This is a genomic window from Shewanella subflava, assembly GCF_025971955.1.
In the GTDB taxonomy this organism is placed as follows: domain Bacteria; phylum Pseudomonadota; class Gammaproteobacteria; order Enterobacterales; family Shewanellaceae; genus Shewanella; species Shewanella subflava.
Genome location: NZ_JAPDMX010000001.1, coordinates 137,840 through 155,551, shown reverse-complemented (window position 1 = coordinate 155,551; position 17,712 = coordinate 137,840). Strand labels below are relative to the sequence as shown.

The 17,712-nt window shown below is 40.0% G+C and carries 11 protein-coding genes; 9 read left to right on the top strand and 2 right to left on the bottom strand.

Annotation, left to right across the window (positions count from 1 at the left end; translation table 11 throughout):
* The 7 genes from OHT75_RS00600 to OHT75_RS00570 form a co-directional block, all read left to right on the top strand.
* A partial coding sequence (locus OHT75_RS00600; protein ID WP_264724418.1) for a type I secretion C-terminal target domain-containing protein occupies positions 1 to 4,737 on the top strand: 4,737 nt, incomplete at its 5' end.
* Between the two features lie 84 nt (positions 4,738 to 4,821).
* The gene (locus tag OHT75_RS00595) at positions 4,822 to 6,999 is read left to right on the top strand and encodes a type I secretion system permease/ATPase (protein ID WP_264724416.1); all 2,178 of its coding nucleotides are present in this window, start codon (positions 4,822 to 4,824) and stop codon (positions 6,997 to 6,999) included.
* On the top strand, positions 6,996 to 8,378 hold the full coding sequence (locus OHT75_RS00590; RefSeq protein WP_264724415.1) for an HlyD family type I secretion periplasmic adaptor subunit: 1,383 nt from the start codon (positions 6,996 to 6,998) through the stop codon (positions 8,376 to 8,378). Before OHT75_RS00595 ends, OHT75_RS00590 begins: the two co-directional genes overlap by 4 nt.
* Before the next feature lie 21 nt (positions 8,379 to 8,399).
* Positions 8,400 to 9,812, top strand: coding sequence for a TolC family outer membrane protein (locus tag OHT75_RS00585; RefSeq protein WP_264724413.1), 1,413 nt, complete (start codon positions 8,400 to 8,402; stop codon positions 9,810 to 9,812).
* Positions 9,812 to 10,417: an OmpA family protein gene (locus OHT75_RS00580; RefSeq protein WP_264724412.1), complete on the top strand. Its 606-nt coding sequence runs from the start codon at positions 9,812 to 9,814 to the stop codon at positions 10,415 to 10,417. The genes OHT75_RS00585 and OHT75_RS00580 overlap by 1 nt, the downstream gene beginning before the upstream one ends.
* A 94-nt stretch (positions 10,418 to 10,511) precedes the next feature.
* Entirely contained in the window at positions 10,512 to 11,150 is a 639-nt protein-coding gene (locus OHT75_RS00575) for a transglutaminase-like cysteine peptidase (protein WP_406681930.1), read from the top strand.
* A 7-nt stretch (positions 11,151 to 11,157) separates the two neighbouring features.
* A complete protein-coding gene (locus OHT75_RS00570; RefSeq protein ID WP_264724410.1) occupies positions 11,158 to 13,083 on the top strand; it encodes a bifunctional diguanylate cyclase/phosphodiesterase in 1,926 nt (641 codons plus the stop codon).
* Positions 13,084 to 13,315: 232 nt separating this feature from the next.
* On the opposite strand, the gene OHT75_RS00565 is transcribed toward OHT75_RS00570, so the two are convergent.
* Complete coding sequence (locus OHT75_RS00565) at positions 13,316 to 13,753, bottom strand: hypothetical protein (RefSeq protein ID WP_264724408.1); 438 nt, start codon at positions 13,751 to 13,753, stop codon at positions 13,316 to 13,318.
* 411 nt (positions 13,754 to 14,164) lie between these two features.
* A complete protein-coding gene (locus OHT75_RS00560; protein ID WP_264724407.1) occupies positions 14,165 to 15,166 on the bottom strand; it encodes an NAD(P)H-quinone oxidoreductase in 1,002 nt (333 codons plus the stop codon).
* Between the two features lie 184 nt (positions 15,167 to 15,350).
* On the opposite strand from OHT75_RS00560, the gene OHT75_RS00555 reads away from it, so the two are divergent.
* Positions 15,351 to 16,139 carry a substrate-binding periplasmic protein gene (locus OHT75_RS00555; RefSeq protein WP_264724405.1) on the top strand — a complete coding sequence of 263 codons (789 nt, stop codon included), beginning with the start codon at positions 15,351 to 15,353 and terminating at the stop codon, positions 16,137 to 16,139.
* A gap of 325 nt (positions 16,140 to 16,464) precedes the next feature.
* On the top strand, positions 16,465 to 17,448 hold the full coding sequence (locus OHT75_RS00550; protein ID WP_264724404.1) for a glycosyltransferase family 4 protein: 984 nt from the start codon (positions 16,465 to 16,467) through the stop codon (positions 17,446 to 17,448).
* Positions 17,449 to 17,712 lie beyond the last annotated feature (264 nt).

Genomic DNA, 17,712 nt, shown 5'->3' with positions numbered 1-17,712 from the left:
GCGAACCAATCCTTAACCGACACCTTTACCGTGCTTAACGCCGATGGCGTGACCAGCACCACAGTGACCATTACCATTAATGGTACTGACGATGTTTCCGGCGGCAGCAATGTCGAGTTGATGGTCGATGATGCCAATACCCTTGGCAATCTGACAGATAGTGATAGTGCTAACTTGAGCTTTACAGCTGGTGCTCACGATGTTTCGTCATTTGCATTTACAAACTTAGGTAACATTACTGTCGAAGGTTTAAATGGCAACCTCATCTGGACTTTAGATTCTTCAGGACAGCTTATTGGTAGTATTGGCAGTACTGCTGTTATACAGCTATCTTTGACTGGGAATACGATCTCGGCTGGAACAACTGGTTTAGTGGGTGTTTCAGTAACATTGCTTGATAACCTTTCGCACAATATCAATGTTAATACACTAACAATTAATGGCATTACTGTTATAGCAACAGATACATCAGGTGCCACAGCTACAGGATCTGCTGCCGTTAAGGTAATAGACGATGGTGTTGATGTTAATCCGCTGAATCTTGTGGGGCAAAATGCCGTTGGTATATACAATGGTGTTATCAATGTTGATGGTGCAGACCAAAACTTTACCGCAAACCTATCTAGCAATATTTCAGGTAGCGGCACCTTCTCAGATTCTGGTATTACTGCAGGCGGATTAACTGTTTTCTATTATGTAGATCCTAGTAATCCTAGCATTTTAATAGCATATTCCGACACAACAGGTTCACCGTCGGCTTATGATCCAAGTAATAGCGGTCAATCGCTAATTTTTACCTTAACGATTAACCCTAATAGTGATAGTTACCAATTGGACCTTGTTCGTCCAATCGATCAAGTCGAAACCATCACTGTCGCCAATATGACTGGCGGTAAAGGCGGAAATACCCCCGCGGTGTATGTAACTTTTGATGGTACAAACTACATCATTAATAACGATATAAAAGATGTCAATTCAGCCCATGAAATGATATTCACCCTAACATCATCAGCAGGCAATATTTCCAGTACAGTCAACGGCAACACCAATGGTTTTGGTGTTCAAAATGCCTTTGTTGATCAAGGCGAAACAATGACCATTGATTATGCTAATGATGTAGCTTCAGCCGCTATTCAATTTAGCGGTGCTACATATATTCATTTCACAGCTTATGATGCTAATGGCAATGTATTAGGTCAAGGCGATATCACAAGCGGGCAAGTAATTAGTAATTTAGGCGAAATTAGCTACATAGTGTTAACCACGAGTGCGATATTTGATCCTGTTAATGAAGATGCTCATGAAAGGTTCACCTTTGCCGGAACTTCAGCACAAACAATTGTCAGCTCTACTGTTGATGTAGATCTTGATTTTAATGTTTTAGTGACAGATAGCGATGGTGATAGTGCGAATGGATCCATTCATATCAATCTTGATGCCCCAAGTGCAGTAACGTCTCTAACAACTAATGTTGTCGCATCACTTAATGAAGCAACATTAATATCAGATGCACCTGATAATGATGTTCAGGTTATGCAATTTAAGGCTGGTGCTTCAGACATCAATAACTTTAATTTCGCTGATATCAGTCAAATTAAAGTTGAGGGCATACGTCAACCTATGGATTGGCGCGTTGAAAATGGAGTCTTAATTGGCTCCATGAACGGCCGTGGTGACGTATTAAAATTAACCCTTGATTGGAGTGCTATTAAAGCAGGTGAACTCGGTAACGTTATTGTAGATGCTGAGCTACTTGCTAATTTACCGCATAATATTGATGTGAATAGCCTTAGCATCACAGGAATCAAAGTAATTGCTACTGATGCCGGTGGTCATACAGCTATAACAACCGTTAGTGTCAATGTTGCTGAATATACTGATATCAAGAATGACAGCGCCCTGATTAATGAAGATACTGTTGCCAAAGGAAATGTATTATCAAACGATATTGACCCTGACAATAACTTGCTTATCACGTCAATCAACGTTGATGGAACGGCTTATGAACCAGGGGAAAGTGTAACTCTGAATGCGGGTATGTTAGTTGTTGACTCTAATGGTAACTATACATTCACACCAACTTCAAATTGGAGTGGAGCTGTACCTCAAATAACCTATACAACCAATACGGGTGAAACGGCAACTTTAGATATTAGTGTCACAGCGGTGGCTGATGCACCAGCAATAACTGTATCGAAGGGGCAATTAACTTGGGTAAATGCTTCAGCCGATAATACGCTGAATTCAACACACACTATCGGTTCTAAAGACTTTGGCATAACCATTGAAGCAACTAAATCCGGCCCTACAGCCACTGCTGACAATGATAAAAACCATTACTTACAAGGCGTCTCTAACAACGCCAATATGCTGACCGGTAAAGGCGGTGATGATATTTTAGTCGGTGGGAATATAAATGACAGCTTACATGGGGGCGATGGAAATGATGTCTTTGTGGGTGGTGCATTAAACGACTCTATTTATGGTGGAGCTGGAACTGACACAGCAATTTACTCTGGCAATTTTGCTGATTATATCATTACTAACCATACCGACCACTCTGTTACGCCTTACATTTTAATCAATGATAAGCGCAATATTGATGCTAGCTCGATTAATGTTAATGAGTTAGATGCTGGCGATCACTTGTATGAAATTGAGCGCCTTGTTTTTGCTGATGGCGTGTACATTATTAACGATAAAGGCCAGATAACTCAGCTAAAAACTAAGCAAATACCATTATCGATTGATGTTGATTTAGTCGATACGGATGGTAGTGAGACCTTAACAGATATCACTATTACAGGCATTCCTAGTGGCGTTTATCTAACAGCTGGCACACTTAATGCTAACGGCAGTTGGACGGTTAAAATTGCTGAACTTGCCAATTTAAAATTGCAAGTGACTGAAGAATATAATGGTTCTCCTGAGTTTACTTTGACAATATCGGCAAGCTCGGTTGAATCAAGTAATAGTGATATCGCCACGAGTCAAACAACTCTTGATATTTCGTTAAGAGACTATGTCTATGACAATGGTACGGATGGCGATAACACAATCACCGGAACTGATAATAACGACGTTATTGTTAGCGATACGACGGGTATTCAAATCGTTCAAGGTGAAAATTATAATATCGCCTTTATTCTTGACTCATCCGGCAGTATGGGAACCAATACCATAAACACTGCAATACTGCAGTTGCAGCAAGTATTTAACACTCTGAAGTTAAGTGTAGGCTATGCGACATCTGGTACAGTTAATATTTTACTTGTCGATTTCGATCATGGTACTAAGGTTAACGTTGCTGTCAATTTAGCCGACGCTAATGCGATTTCAGTATTAACTGCAGCCTTAAATACTATCCAAAATGGTGGTAATACTAACTATGAAGCGGCATTTGAAACCGTCACAAATTGGTTCCAACATGGTTCGGCAGCAAGTAATAATGGACACAACCTCACCTACTTCATTACCGATGGCGAACCAAACACCTACAACACCGACGCTCAGCTAAATACGGTTTGGGCCTATGATGCTTCAGGAAGCAACAATGATAAAATGTTGTCAGATTTGATCGGCAACTATACAAAAGGTCAGGCATTAATTCACGATGGTAAGGTCATAATTGATGCATATGGCAATACCTATTATTGGTATCGTGAAAATGGCTCATGGAAAAGTTACCAAACGGGTAGCTTAAGAGTTGACGCGAGCGGAAAATATTACCTCGCCCAAATCACTGATACAACGAACAGCGAAGCAGCAGCACAAGCGAAAGCGGCTTTCCAAGTACTCAGCACCTTATCTGAAGTTGAAGCGATAGGTATTGGTTCTGGGATCAATCTGAACAAGCTAACGCCTTATGACTCTGACGGCAATGTCTCCACCAATATCAATGCCAGCAACTTAGCAAGTCTAATCTTAGGTTCTGAACTATCACTGATCCAAGGAGATGATACCGTTAATTCTGGAACGGGTAATGACATTATCTTTGGTGATTTGGTTCAATTTGATGGCATTGCTGGCCAAGGTTATGCTGCCTTACAAATGTTTGTGGCGCAACAAACTGGTGAGAATGCCGCGGATGTGTCGATTCAAGATGTACATGAATACATTACTGCCAATACCGGATTATTTGATACGTCACGGGCAAATGACGGTGATGATATTCTTGCGGGTAATGAAGGCAATGACATTTTATTCGGCCAAGGTGGGAATGACCAACTTCATGGCGGAAGTGGCAAAGATATGCTTCTTGGCGGTGCAGGCAATGATTCATTAGATGGTGGTTCTGGCAATGATGTGCTTATCGGCGGGCTAGGCAATGACACCTTAATTGGTGGCTTAGGAGATGATACTTTTGTATGGTCTAAAGGTGACACGGGCACCGATACCATAATGGACTTTAATGTAGGAAATAATAAGCTTCAAATCAGTGACTTATTACAAAATGAACAAAGCGGAAATTTAGATGATTTTCTACATTTCTCGTTCAATAATGGTAATACTACCATCTCGATTGATGCTGACAAAGACGGTAAGATAGATCAAACTATTGTACTAGATGGTGTTGATTTATCGAGTAAGTATGGTTCAACTGATGGTGTAATCATTAATGGATTACTGAATGATGGTGCCTTAATTGTCGACTCGGCAACAGCATCATCGACAACATCTGCTGTATCGACGTATACCGATCCACTCGAGCCATTACACGGAAACATGATTCCTTAATAAAAACATTGTATACGTCACATAGTGGTATGTGACGTATACTTTATTAATATACTTACAATAATTATTTAGGACTCTTATTAGGTGTCTATTACTGCGTCTAAAAAAAGCGATCAGTGGACGATTTCAGCTTCTCAACGAGTCACAATTGATCCACTACTCGATTGTTTAGTTTTGCTAACCGAACACTTTGGTAGCCCATGTTCCATAGAATCGTTATCGGCAGGTCTTCCTTTGTCAGGGGCAGTTATTACCCCTGAATTACTACCTCAAGCAGCAGGAAGAGCGGGGTTATCTGCTAAGTTATCGCGCAAAGACTTAAATCAAATATCAGAAATATTACTTCCTTGTATTCTATTATTGAAAGATAAGAAAGCATGCATTTTACGTAAAATTGATATCGATAATGATCAAGTGATTATCCAGTTACCAGAAACGGGTGGCGAAGAGACATTATCCATTGGCGGGTTAGAGTCTTTATATGTAGGCTATCTCTTTTTAGTCAAACAGGATTATCGTGGCGATAAAAGTGTTGATGTTCATCTGCATGACAACAGTACCCACTGGTTGTTACAAAGTATCAAGGACTCTGCTCCGATTTATCGTGATGCGTTAATCGCTTCTGTACTCGTCAACTTGTTTGCCTTAGTCTCGCCACTGTTCATTATGAACGTATATGACAAAGTGGTGCCTAACCTTGCATTCGAATCTCTTTGGGTTTTAGCCATAGGGGCAAGTATTGCCTACCTATTTGACTTTATCATGCGCCAATTAAGAAGTTACTTAATTGATGTTGCAGGCAAAAAAGTCGATATTATCGTGTCCTCTAAATTGTTCGCAAAAGCGGTGGGAATTCCGTTATCAAAACGCTCACCGAGCGTAGGGGGAATGGCCAGACAATTAGGAGAATTTGACAGTATCCGTGAGTTTTTAACGTCGGCAACAATTACCGCTCTTGTTGATTTGCCTTTTGCTCTGCTATTTGTCTTTATTATTTATATCGTTGCTGGTGACTTAGCCTTAATCCCTGTATTTGGCAGTATTGTTATTATCGCAACCACCTTTTATTTACAGCCAAAATTAAAACAAGCTATTGAAGAAAGTAACCGTTTTGCAAGCTTAAAACATGGACACCTGATTGAAAGCTTAACTGCCCTTGAATCTATTAAAGCCAATGGTGCTGAAGGACTTGTGCAAAAAAGCTGGCAACAAATGATTGGCCATACTGCGAATTGGCAATTAAAAACCAAGAAACTGTCAAATCATGTTACGCATATTGCTAATTTCATGGTGCAATTGACGGTAGTATTAGTGGTGATTCTTGGAGTCTATCGACTCGCTGATAACGAAATATCAATGGGGGGCATTATTGCTGCAGTAATGCTCTCTAGTAGAGCTATATCACCAATGGCTCAGCTTGCTGGACTTATTACTCGTGGCAATTACACCATAAGCTCTCTTCGTCAACTTGATGCGATAATGGAACAAGAAGATGAATTTGAAAACAAAGGCCAACTTATCAGTAAAGAGCGTATTACAGGTAATATTGAAGCTGACAACATCAGCTTCAGCTTTCCGGGTTCAGAAAAACCAAGTTTATACCCTCTCTCTTTAAGAATAAATCCTGGTGAGCGTATTGCTATTATTGGGCGTAATGGCTCAGGCAAAAGCACTCTAGCCAAATTGTTATTGGGTTTATATAAACCAACGCAGGGAAGCCTTCGCTATGATGGTTTGGACTCAGGTCAAATACACCCAAGCGATTTAAGGCGTAACTTTGGCTATCTGCCTCAAGACATCACCTTATTCCACGGCAGTATTCGAGATAATATCCTATTCGGTTCCCGTCACGTGACTGAACATCAGTTAATGAGAGCCATACAATTATCTGGTGTCAGTATGTTTACCAACTTAGAGTCTGAAGGACTTGATCTGCAAGTCGGTGAAGGCGGATTGTCATTAAGCCGCGGCCAACGGCAAACCATTGCGCTAGCAAGAGCAACCCTAAATGATCCACCAATACTATTGATGGATGAACCGACAGCCAGCTTAGACGCTAGAGCCGAAAAGCAATTTATTAGGTCAATGCAATTAGTTAGCCGTGAAAGAACATTATTATTAATCACTCATAAAATGCACTTATTGAATCTGGTGGATCGCATAATTGTACTCGATAGAGGCCATGTGATGGCTGATGGCCCAAGAGATGAAGTACTGGCAAAATTAAATTCTGGAGCGATGGCCGGAGAACGTACCGCATGAGTAAGCACCTTACCACAGAAGACTTAGAAATGGTCGATGATGTATACGGTGCCATGATGACAGATGCACCGACTGGACATCGTTTAATTATTTGGTCATTAGCAGCAATGATGATTTGCTTCTTTATTTGGTCATACTTTTCTGAATTAGATCAAGTCACCACGGGCATGGGTAAAGTCATACCCTCAACTCAAATACAAATGATCCAAAGTTTAGATGGCGGAATTTTACAAGAAATTTATGTACAAGAAGGACTTTTAGTTGAAAAAGGTCAACCGCTTGTACGTATTGATGATACGCGTTTTCGCTCTGATTTTGCTCAGCAAGAACAAGAGGTTTATGGGTTACAAACGAATATCATTCGAATGCGAGCTGAACTAGACAGTATTTTAATATCAGACATGTCTGCAGATTGGCGCCAGCAAGTAAAAATTACCAAGCAATCTCTCATCTTCCCTGAAGAGTTAATGACAAAAGAACCTGCTTTAGTTAAACGTCAGCAAGAAGAGTATTCTGGGCGCTTAGACAATCTCAGCAATCAGCTTGAAATTTTAGTCCGTCAAATTCAACAGCGCCAACAAGAGACTGAAGAGTTAGCGTCAAAAATATCAACCCTAACCACCAGCTATCAATTAGTATCTAGAGAATTAGAACTCACTAAACCCTTGGCCAATAAAGGCATTGTGCCAGAAGTTGAACTGCTTAAACTTGAACGCACTGTCAACGATATTCAAGGTGAACTACAATCATTACGTTTACTGCGTCCAAAAGTAAAAGCGTCTATGGACGAGTCCATTTTAAAAAGAAGGGAAGCTGTATTTATTTATGCTGCAGATTTACGCGCGCAACTGAATGAAATGCAAACTAAACTTTCACGTATGAATAAAGCGCAAATTGGTGCGTTTGATAAAGTGAGTAAAGCGGTAATCACATCACCGGTTGCAGGTACAATTAAAACCCTTCACATCAACACGCTTGGTGGGGTAATTCAACCTGGTGTTGAAATTATTGAAATAGTGCCGTCCGAAGACCGATTACTGATAGAAACGAAAATCAGCCCCAAGGATATTGCTTTTTTACACCCGGGGTTGCCTGCAGTAGTCAAAGTAACCGCCTATGACTTTACTCGTTATGGTGGTTTAAAAGGCACAGTGGAACACATTAGCGCCGACACCTCACAGGATGAGGAAGGCAACAGTTTCTATATTATTAAAGTCAGAACTGAAGAATCGAGTTTGATAAAAGACGATGGCACACAGATGCCAATTATTCCCGGTATGCTCACTTCGGTGGACGTTATTACAGGGAAAAGATCCATACTTGAGTACATACTAAATCCCATTTTAAGAGCAAAAGATACTGCGCTCAGAGAGCGCTAAAGAACCGGGAGGGTTTTTTAAATGAACAATAAAATCAATCGACAATTTAAGTTCAGTGCTATTGCATTAAGCTTGTCGATGTTAATCGCCCCTGCAGCCACTAGCCAAACACTAGAGCAAGCTGTCGCTCATACATTGGACACCAATCCAGAACTAAAGATTGTCTTCAATCGATTTAAAGCAAGGGAAGAACAAGTTAATCAAGCTAGAGCAGGCTATATGCCTACTGTTGATATTAATGCCGGCTATGGCTGGGAACAAACTGACAGCCCTTCAACCCGCAGAAAAGTCCAACCTCTGAATGATAATTTGGACGACGGTGTCATGGAGCTTGAGCGCGGTGAAGCAGGATTTAGTATCAGACAAATGCTTTTTGATGGCTTCTATACTAGTAGTGAAGTTGACCGCTATTCATTCGAAGCCAGCGCAGAACAATGGGCACTGATTGCTGCAGCGGAAGATATGGCATTAGACGTCTCTAAAGTTTATCTCAATTATATTCGTGCAGAACAGATACTGATTCTTGCAGAGAAAAACCTCGCTAGCCATCAAGAAATTTTTGATCAAATCAAGCAGCGCACTGATTCAGGTTTAGGCTCTATCGCCGACTTATCACAAATAACCGGTCGTTTAGCACGTGCAAATGCGAATGTGATTTCGGCAAAAAACAATCTACAAGATGCAAAAGCGCAATACATACGTATTGTCGAAGTCGAACCTGATGATTTGATTCTACCAGTGCCAGATGCGGACATGCTGCCAAGCAGCTTGGCTGAAAGCGTTAAGTTAGCCTCATCAAGCCACCCTATTCTGAAATCATCAGATAGTGACATCAATGCAGCAAAAGAAGAGCGTAATTCAGCCCAATCTAATTACTACCCAAAGTTCAACCTTGAATTAAGTGGTAACTGGAATAATGATATTAGCGGTGAAGATGGTTATAGCCAAATAGCCAGTCAAAATGTCAATGGTTACAACAATGACTTAGTTGCCATGGTAAGAATGCGCTACAACTTATTTGCTGGCGGTAAAGATCTCGCTCGTGATAAAGAAGCCGCATACAAAATCAATGAAGCTAAAGAAATTCAACAACGAGCTAACCGTCAGGTTGTTGAAGGCGCCACATTAGCTTGGAATGCCTTTGAAATGCTGTCACCTCAAAAACTATATATTCGTGATCATGTTATCGCCTCAAAACAAACTCAGGTTGCCTACGCTCAACAGTTTAATTTAGGGCAACGTACTTTACTTGATTTGCTCGATACTGAAAATGAACTATTTGAAGCCCGTAAGGATTACTTACAAACCGAATATGATGAAATTATTGCCAAATACCGCGTGCTAAATTCAACAGGTCGATTATTAGAATCTTTACGAGTAACCCGTCCAGAAGTTTGGAAAGGCGAACGTAGCTACGAAGGGGGAGTCGAATAATGCGCTACTTCATTTTACTATTTGTTATGACCTTAAGTTCAGCTTGTTCTATGAATGATATTATTGTTCAAGATCAAGTTACTAAACAGAAATTTGACTTAAACGATGATGATCGTGATGGTGTTATCGTTGCAAGAGAGCGTTGCGTCGAAACCCTTACAGGATCTGACATTGACAATTATGGCTGTGGAGCAATTAAAAACATTGCTGAACGTCAAGAGTTGAAAATTTTATTTGCCAACAATTCTTATTATATTGAGCCTCAGTATTACCCACAAATTGAAAAAATTGCGACGATGTTAAAGCAGTATCCTTCCACCACAGTTGTAATTGAAGGACACACAAGCAACAAGGGCAGTTATGAGTTAAATTTAGCCTTATCGCAGAATAGAGCAACTGCTGTTACCAATGTGTTAAGAGATACCTATGGTATAGAACAATCACGTTTAAAAGCAATTGGTTATAGCTTTGATAGATTAATCGATACCAGCGGCACCCCTGCAGCAGAAAGAGTCAATCGTCGTGTAATCGCTGAAATCACAGGCGAAGATACCGCATCAGACTTAAAATGGAATATTTACACTGTTGACCAACAAACAGAATAGTTTGTGATAAAAGGGCAAACAGCATTTGAGCCATTCAAAGTGTGTTAAGTCCAATCTCACTAGGCGCTGCCACATTTTTATTGTGGCAGCCTTTTTGACTGTATCTACACTTTACGCTGCGCCAACCCAAAAACTGGATGCCAATAAAATAACCTCGACTTTAACTCAACGTTATGGAGAAAGAGCGGGATTACGTGCAAAAGCCTGGTTTAAGGTTGTCGCAGAAGCTCAAAATTTACCGGAAAAACAGCAACTCGACAAAGTGAATCAATTTTTCAACCTGTTTCGATTTGTCGATGACATAGTGCTTTGGGGAGATTCCAACTACTGGGCAACACCAATGGAATTTATTGGTGTAAATGGCGGAGACTGTGAGGACTTCTCGATAGCAAAATATTTTACCTTGCTGCAACTTGGTATTCCAGAAGATAAATTACGCATCACTATGGTAAAAGCAACCTCGGTAAATCAATACCATATGGTATTGGCCTACTACGAAACGCCAGGGGCGATACCACTAGTATTAGATAACTTAGATAAAAAAATAAAACCTGCAACACAGCGGGGTGATTTATTGCCTGTGTATAGCTTTAACGGTAAACAATTATGGCTAAATAAAGAAAAAGGTCGTGGGGTGCTTGCAGGCTCATCATCTCGACTCGAAAAATGGAATGACCTGAAAAACCGCTTAGGTGTTGACCGCCTACGTCAACCCAAACTTAACATGGAGTAGTGACCTCATGACCCTGTTCCGGCAGATTTATGCGTTACTTTTCGTACTATTCTCGCTCACAATAGCCAGTTTAGCCTACGTACAATTTAACGAAACTCAAAGCTTTTTGACCAAGCAAATGGAGTCAGACCTTAACAATGCCAGTCACTCACTTGGGTTGATGCTGGTTCCTGCTTTAGAGGCAGGGGATGCCGTTGCAACCGAAACACTGGTGAACGTGCTGTTTGAAGGCGGCTATTACAAGCAAATCAAACTAACCTGGCTAGTCGATGGCAAGCAACAAGTTTGGAATAATGCCATTAGAGTTCAAAATGTACCTCAATGGTTTATTGATCTGGGTATTTTTAAACCCATTTCCAAAGAAAACATCATCACCTCGGGTTGGTTGCAACTGGCAAAAATAGAAATCACTGCCCACCCTGGATTTGGTTACCATGAGATGTGGCGAATAATTACTAATACCGTCATCGTATTTGCCATCCTCTTCTTGGTTGCCATTTTCTTTGCTAGAGTTGGTTTAAGTATCATATTAAAGCCATTGAACTCGTTATCAGAGCACGCAAAAAAAATTGCCAACCGTCAATTTGGCCCAGATATGCCAACCCCCAAAACTGCTGAACTAAAAGAATTAGTACAGGCATTCAATAGTATGTCTAGTCAACTAAAGCAAGTCTTTACTTCACTCGATGAAGAAGTATCAGCATTGCGTAAAAAGAATTTAGTCGACCAAGTTTCTAACCTACCTAACCGCCAATATATGGTGAGCCGTATCAATGGCTGGTTAAGTGAACCCAATTCAGGCGCGTTATTTTTAGTAAAAATGGATTGGCTTGAAGACGTACACAGCCAATATGGCTACCAAGTTCGCGATGAAACCATTAAATTATTAGCCGAAAAATTACATCAAAGTTTAGACAGTATCACGCCATCTGTAGTCGCACGCATCGCGGCCTACGAATTTGCTTTTTTAGTCGAAGAAAGTGAACATGAGCAATTAGTCAGCTACTTACAAACGTTGATCCGTACGGTCAATAAAGAAGTGTCCAAAGCGGGCTGCAAACCTAATGAACAATTTAATATCGGTATTGCTGAACGATCTGGTCAACGCAGTGTGTCTGACATTCTCGCTCAAGCTGACAATGCGTTACAAAAATCGATTAAAGAGAATAAAGTTTTTCACTGGTATGAAAATAATCAACAGCAGCTCTTTAATCGTGATGAGTGGCGACAAAAGCTCACCCATGCCATTAACAACAATCAGTTTCAATTTCGCTGGCAGCCTATCTTAGAAAATGGCAGTAGTAATGTCAGTCAAAGAGAATTGTACTGCCAACTCACATTAGACGAAAAAGTATTGCATGCTGGTCAATTTATGCCATTTATCGAGATTCTCTCACTCGGCACTATGCTAGACCGTTGCTTAATTGAAAGCGTTAACCACCATCATTTGTTTGATCGCAACTACGAACCTTTGGCAATTAATTTAACCTACCAAAGTATCAGTGATCGTGATTTTCACTTATGGATAAAACATTTCCTTAGAAATCACAAACGACCTGAGCGTATTTGTTTTGAAATCCCTGAAGCCAGTGTTTATAGTGATTTAAGTGCCTGTGAACATCTGTGTGACATTATTCGTGACTGCGGTGCACATTTTGGTATCGATCATTTTGGACGTCAGTTTGGCTCTATGGCTTATTTACAAAGTCTGCGCCCTAGTTATGTCAAATTGGATCAATCGTTTGCCTTTATCGAAGAGAACCAGCACAACAGCGAGCTATGCCGTGCACTCGTCAACGTGGCTAAAGGTTTAGACATTCAGGTCATTGTGACGGGCATTCAAGAGCAGGAACAGTTAGCAAGGTTCAAAGATTTACGCCTCGATGCATATCAAGGATTTATTGAACCTCCAGTGGATATTAAGCTCGACTAATTACCATCACTATAAGTGTTCAAAAATAGCATAGGAAAATTATGTGATAACAAAGCAGATTTTTAGGATAAGTCGTTATTCTACATTCGAAAAATCTAACCCCGTTATCACGTATTTTAACAAGTGAGAATGAGCGGTTCTTTATTGCGATAGCTAAAACATAACTGCCTATAAAGCACAAAAACAAAAAACCAGTAGTTTTCTACTGGTTTTTTATTGATGTGATGACAAATTAATCGTCTAGGTTATCACCCATTTCATCATAATCATCATCGGTGTCGCCATCATCGGCATCATCAAAATCAACGATATCATCATCTGATACGTCATCAGGCTCTGGTGCAGGCTTGACCTTTTTAGGCGGTGCTGTATCAGGTACTTTTGATAAATCAATACGAGCCTGATGCTTTAACATAAACTCAGCACGTACCGCTTTCCAAGCATCACCAAATTGATCTAAAGCGGCTTTAACTTGGGCATCATCAAGATCGTGTAGATTCACCTTAACGATATCTTCCACATACTCAACAATGATGTTACGCACCGTGTTATATAAATAAACACGCCCTTTAGACGCTTCAGGTAATTGGCCATCATGAATGACAATGGTGTTACCTCTTGCCGTTCTTAACTCGCCTACCCATAATTGTTTCTTTGCTATGTTATACATATATGCTAACGCCCTTAAATCAACACATATACTTAAAAAGATATGTTATATGAGCTTTAAAAACTAAAGCTGTGCTTAATATTATTAAGCTTTAATAATGTGGGTATTTAAACAGAAAATTTCAGAGAATCAATGCCTAGATAGATGAAATTTTCAATTTTTTGCCAAAAAAGCACAAAAAAACTCATCATGAATACAAATCAGCCAATCCTAGGCTTATCAAGGATTAGCACGTATCGATTATGCGCTTAGCCCTTGATGACTAAACCACGCTTGAGTTCACTCAAATGTGTATTACGCTGAAAAATAGCGCTGTTTTGTCAAATTTAACCTAACAAACATTTGATAAATGCAGATTAGCTTAAATTTATTATGCTTCAAGTTTTTTATCACATTTTTTCATGACATTTTTTAATTGCTTATATCCAAGACGATTTTACCTTTATGCAATCCCGCCTCCATATGCTGATGTGCAGCAACGACATCATCAAACATAAACACTTTATCAATCACAATATCGAACTTGCCAGCATCAAGGAGCGGCCAAACATGCTGGCGGAGTTGTTCAGCAATTTGCGCTTTAGCTGCCACACTCTGCGGACGCAGTGTTGAGCCAGTCCACACAATACGTTTAGCCATTATTCTAAAAATATCTACCGTAGCTTTAGGGCCTCTTTGCACTGCAATAGACACCATGCGCCCATCCATAGCTAATACTTTGAGGTTTTCATTAATAAAATCACCTCCAGCAATATCCACCACGACATTAACGCCCGCATTATCTGTTAATGCTAATATTGACTCGACAAATGACTGCTTATGGTAATTGAGTGCAAATGACGCGCCCTGACTTAAGCAAAACTGGCACTTTTCTTCACTTCCTGAGGTGGCAAATACTTTGGCCCCTAATAAACTCGCAAGCTGAATCGCCGTACTGCCAATACCACCAGAACCACCATGCACCAATACCGTTTCGCCGGGCTTTAAACCCGCTCGCATAAACACATTGCCCCATACTGTAAAAAAAGTTTCAGGCAAGGCAGCTGCTTGAATAAAACTCCAGCCATTGGGAATGGGTAAACAATGGGCCGCATAGGTATTAACGGCTTCAGCATATCCACCTCCAGGAACCAAAGCACAAACAGCGTCACCCACTTGCCACTGAGTGACATCATCAGCAACAGCAATAATCACTCCAGCGACTTCTAAACCAAGAATAGGGCTTGCGCCTTCTGGGGGCGGATAAGCCCCCATGCGTTGCTTTATATCAGGCCCATTCACCCCAGCGGCATGCACTTTTATTCGCACCTGCCCTTGTTGTAAACAATCAAGTTTTCCTTGGGCAAATTGCATTACATTTGCATCACCAGGCTGCTCAAACACAACCTGCCTAACTGTGCCATTATCAAACATATTCATCCACCATTAGCTATTTTTCATAAATAATAATATTCGAACTTAGTAATCGAGTGACGATACCGCAATTACCACAAAATTGAGTGACTCCTCTCAAAAAGCCACATCAATACATTAAAGATATTGCTGAATAACAGTAAATGCTTAATGATAGTATGCTTAAAAACTTCTAGAGAACTCTATGCGACGAAGATCCGTGATAGCAACAGCCTTAGTTTTTTGCTGCTTCACTTTATCTGCAAAAACGCTCCATGTAGCATCGGATGTCTGGTGCCCTTATATTTGCGATACTCAACCAGGTTATCTGGTCGAAATTGTTCAGCGCGCTTTTGAAACCCAGGGAAGTCGCGTCGTTTTTATCCCAATGCCATTTAAGAGGGCATTAAAAGAAGCCAAAGCAGGTAACATTGATGCAGTATTAGCCATCACAGCAACCGTTGCCACGGCGAATCAATTATTAATAGATGACACCGAAGTTGGATATTATAGTAATGATTTTTTTGTGGTTAAAAACAATTCTTGGACTTATCATCAACTCAGCGATCTCAATCAACAATCTATTGCTGCGATTAAAGGTTATGACTATGGCACCGTGCTGGGGCCATATTTATACCAACATAAAGCGCTGTTTCTCGCCTCGGGCGAAGACCCGCTTTCAATGAACATTATTCGATTAACAAAAGGGCGCCACAAGGTCATTGTTGATAATAAAAATGTCATCGAATACACAGCAAAACAATTAGGATTAAGTGATAAAATTCAGTTTGCCGGTTCCATGCCTGACAAGCAGCCTTTGTATATCGGTTTTAATGCCCAACAAGAAGCCGCCCTCGCACAATTCACCCTTGGTGTGTCAGCACTAAAACAATCAGGGGAATATCAGCAAATTCTCGATAAATACCAAATCAGCATAAATAGCGAGCCAATTGAGCTAAAACAAAAGCGCTCAGCTGATTTTTTATCAATGTAATTCATTTACGCGAATTCATTAGGGCAGATAATCTTGTCCTGTGGTGTTTAATAGACGTTTACAATCATCTAAAGAGGTTTTCACGCGAGCTTTTGGGTAATTTTCGGTACTAAATGTAAAAAACCAATGACACAGATATATTAACTATCGCTTTAACAATGGATGTATGATGCTATTATCAACGACTATCAATATGTTAGATATTTAAACGCATTCCAATTCTGTATCGCAATAATCATTGGGACGTGTGTCTCTTTTTCGATAAAAATTAAACAAAGAGATAAACGACCAATAGTTCAATAATAAAATTTTGCGGAAATTCATAATGAAAATTTTACATGTTTTACTCTGTCGCGGCCCATTTCCTGCATTTAAATACGGCGGTACAGAAAGAGTTGTATGGTCACTTGCTTCGGCGCAAAAAAAACAAGGACATGACGTTAAGTTTTTAATGCGACCACACGAAGTTAGACCTGAAGGCACATTACTGTATAACAAAAAAAAATCATTCAATGAGCAAATTACAGATTGGCCTGATATTGTGCATTTTCATTGCGCTTACAATGGTGAGTTAAACAAGCCATTTGTTTGCACGGAACATGCGAATGCTGACGAAAAAAAACAATATCACCGCAATACTATTTTCATTTCACAACGTCACGCTCACAACCATCATAGTAATTGCTATGTCTTCAATGGTTTAGATTGGGACGAATATGCAAAACCTAATTTCAATCCCAAAAGCAATTTTGTACACTTTTTAGGTAAAGCTACTGAACCCCATAAAAATCTAAAAGGTGCTGCTTATGTTGCTAAAAAAGCGGGATACAAGCTCTCGGTACTTGGGGGGAAAAGATTAGAAATTGGAAAAAATGGATACTGCAATTTAGATTTCAATATCCAATTTAATGGCATGGTGGGAGGAGATGCTAAATTTAATATCATTAGACAATCCAATGCGCTGCTATTTCCAGTTCGTTGGCATGAACCTTTCGGGCTAGCCATTACCGAAAGTTTATTTCTTGGGTCTCCTGTAATTGGAACCGCTTATGGTTCATTACCAGAGATCATCACCGAACCTGAAATTGGATTTCTTTCAAACAATTATAATGAAATGATTAATGCATTAAACCACGTGGGTGATTTTAATAGGCAAACCTGCCATCAAATTGCTCGGGATCTTTTTAACGCCGATATTATGGCAAACCAATATCAACTACAGTATGAAAAAGTATTAAATGGTCAAACATTAAATGAAAACCAACCATACTCTCTAAATACCTTAATAAAGCTATTACCTATTACTTAGAATTAATAATTAACGCATGTTAGCTGTTCTCTAGCGTATTTTTGCAGTCCAGCTAAAATAGTATAACGAACCTTATTAAAGTTGCATTCACACTGCCACAAGTGCGATGAATGACTCGTACATTGGCGTCTTAAAGATCCCATGATGATTTATCTACATCTTCACACTAGAGTGAACCAACAGTTTATGCCAATCACAATACATAAGTAGTCAGAAGTAGCCTAGAAAACACAGGATAACAAAGCCGATTTTTACGATATGTCA

Excerpts from the sequence above, each read along its gene's own strand:
- OHT75_RS00590 (WP_264724415.1), top strand. The coding sequence starts at position 6,996 with ATGAGTAAGCACCTTACCACAGAAGACTTAGAAATGGTCGATGATGTA.
- OHT75_RS00585 (WP_264724413.1), top strand. The coding sequence starts at position 8,400 with ATGAACAATAAAATCAATCGACAATTTAAGTTCAGTGCTATTGCATTA.
- OHT75_RS00580 (WP_264724412.1), top strand. The coding sequence starts at position 9,812 with ATGCGCTACTTCATTTTACTATTTGTTATGACCTTAAGTTCAGCTTGT.
- OHT75_RS00570 (WP_264724410.1), top strand. The coding sequence starts at position 11,158 with ATGACCCTGTTCCGGCAGATTTATGCGTTACTTTTCGTACTATTCTCG.
- OHT75_RS00565 (WP_264724408.1), bottom strand. The coding sequence starts at position 13,753 with ATGTATAACATAGCAAAGAAACAATTATGGGTAGGCGAGTTAAGAACG.
- OHT75_RS00560 (WP_264724407.1), bottom strand. The coding sequence starts at position 15,166 with ATGTTTGATAATGGCACAGTTAGGCAGGTTGTGTTTGAGCAGCCTGGT.
- OHT75_RS00555 (WP_264724405.1), top strand. The coding sequence starts at position 15,351 with ATGCGACGAAGATCCGTGATAGCAACAGCCTTAGTTTTTTGCTGCTTC.
- OHT75_RS00550 (WP_264724404.1), top strand. The coding sequence starts at position 16,465 with ATGAAAATTTTACATGTTTTACTCTGTCGCGGCCCATTTCCTGCATTT.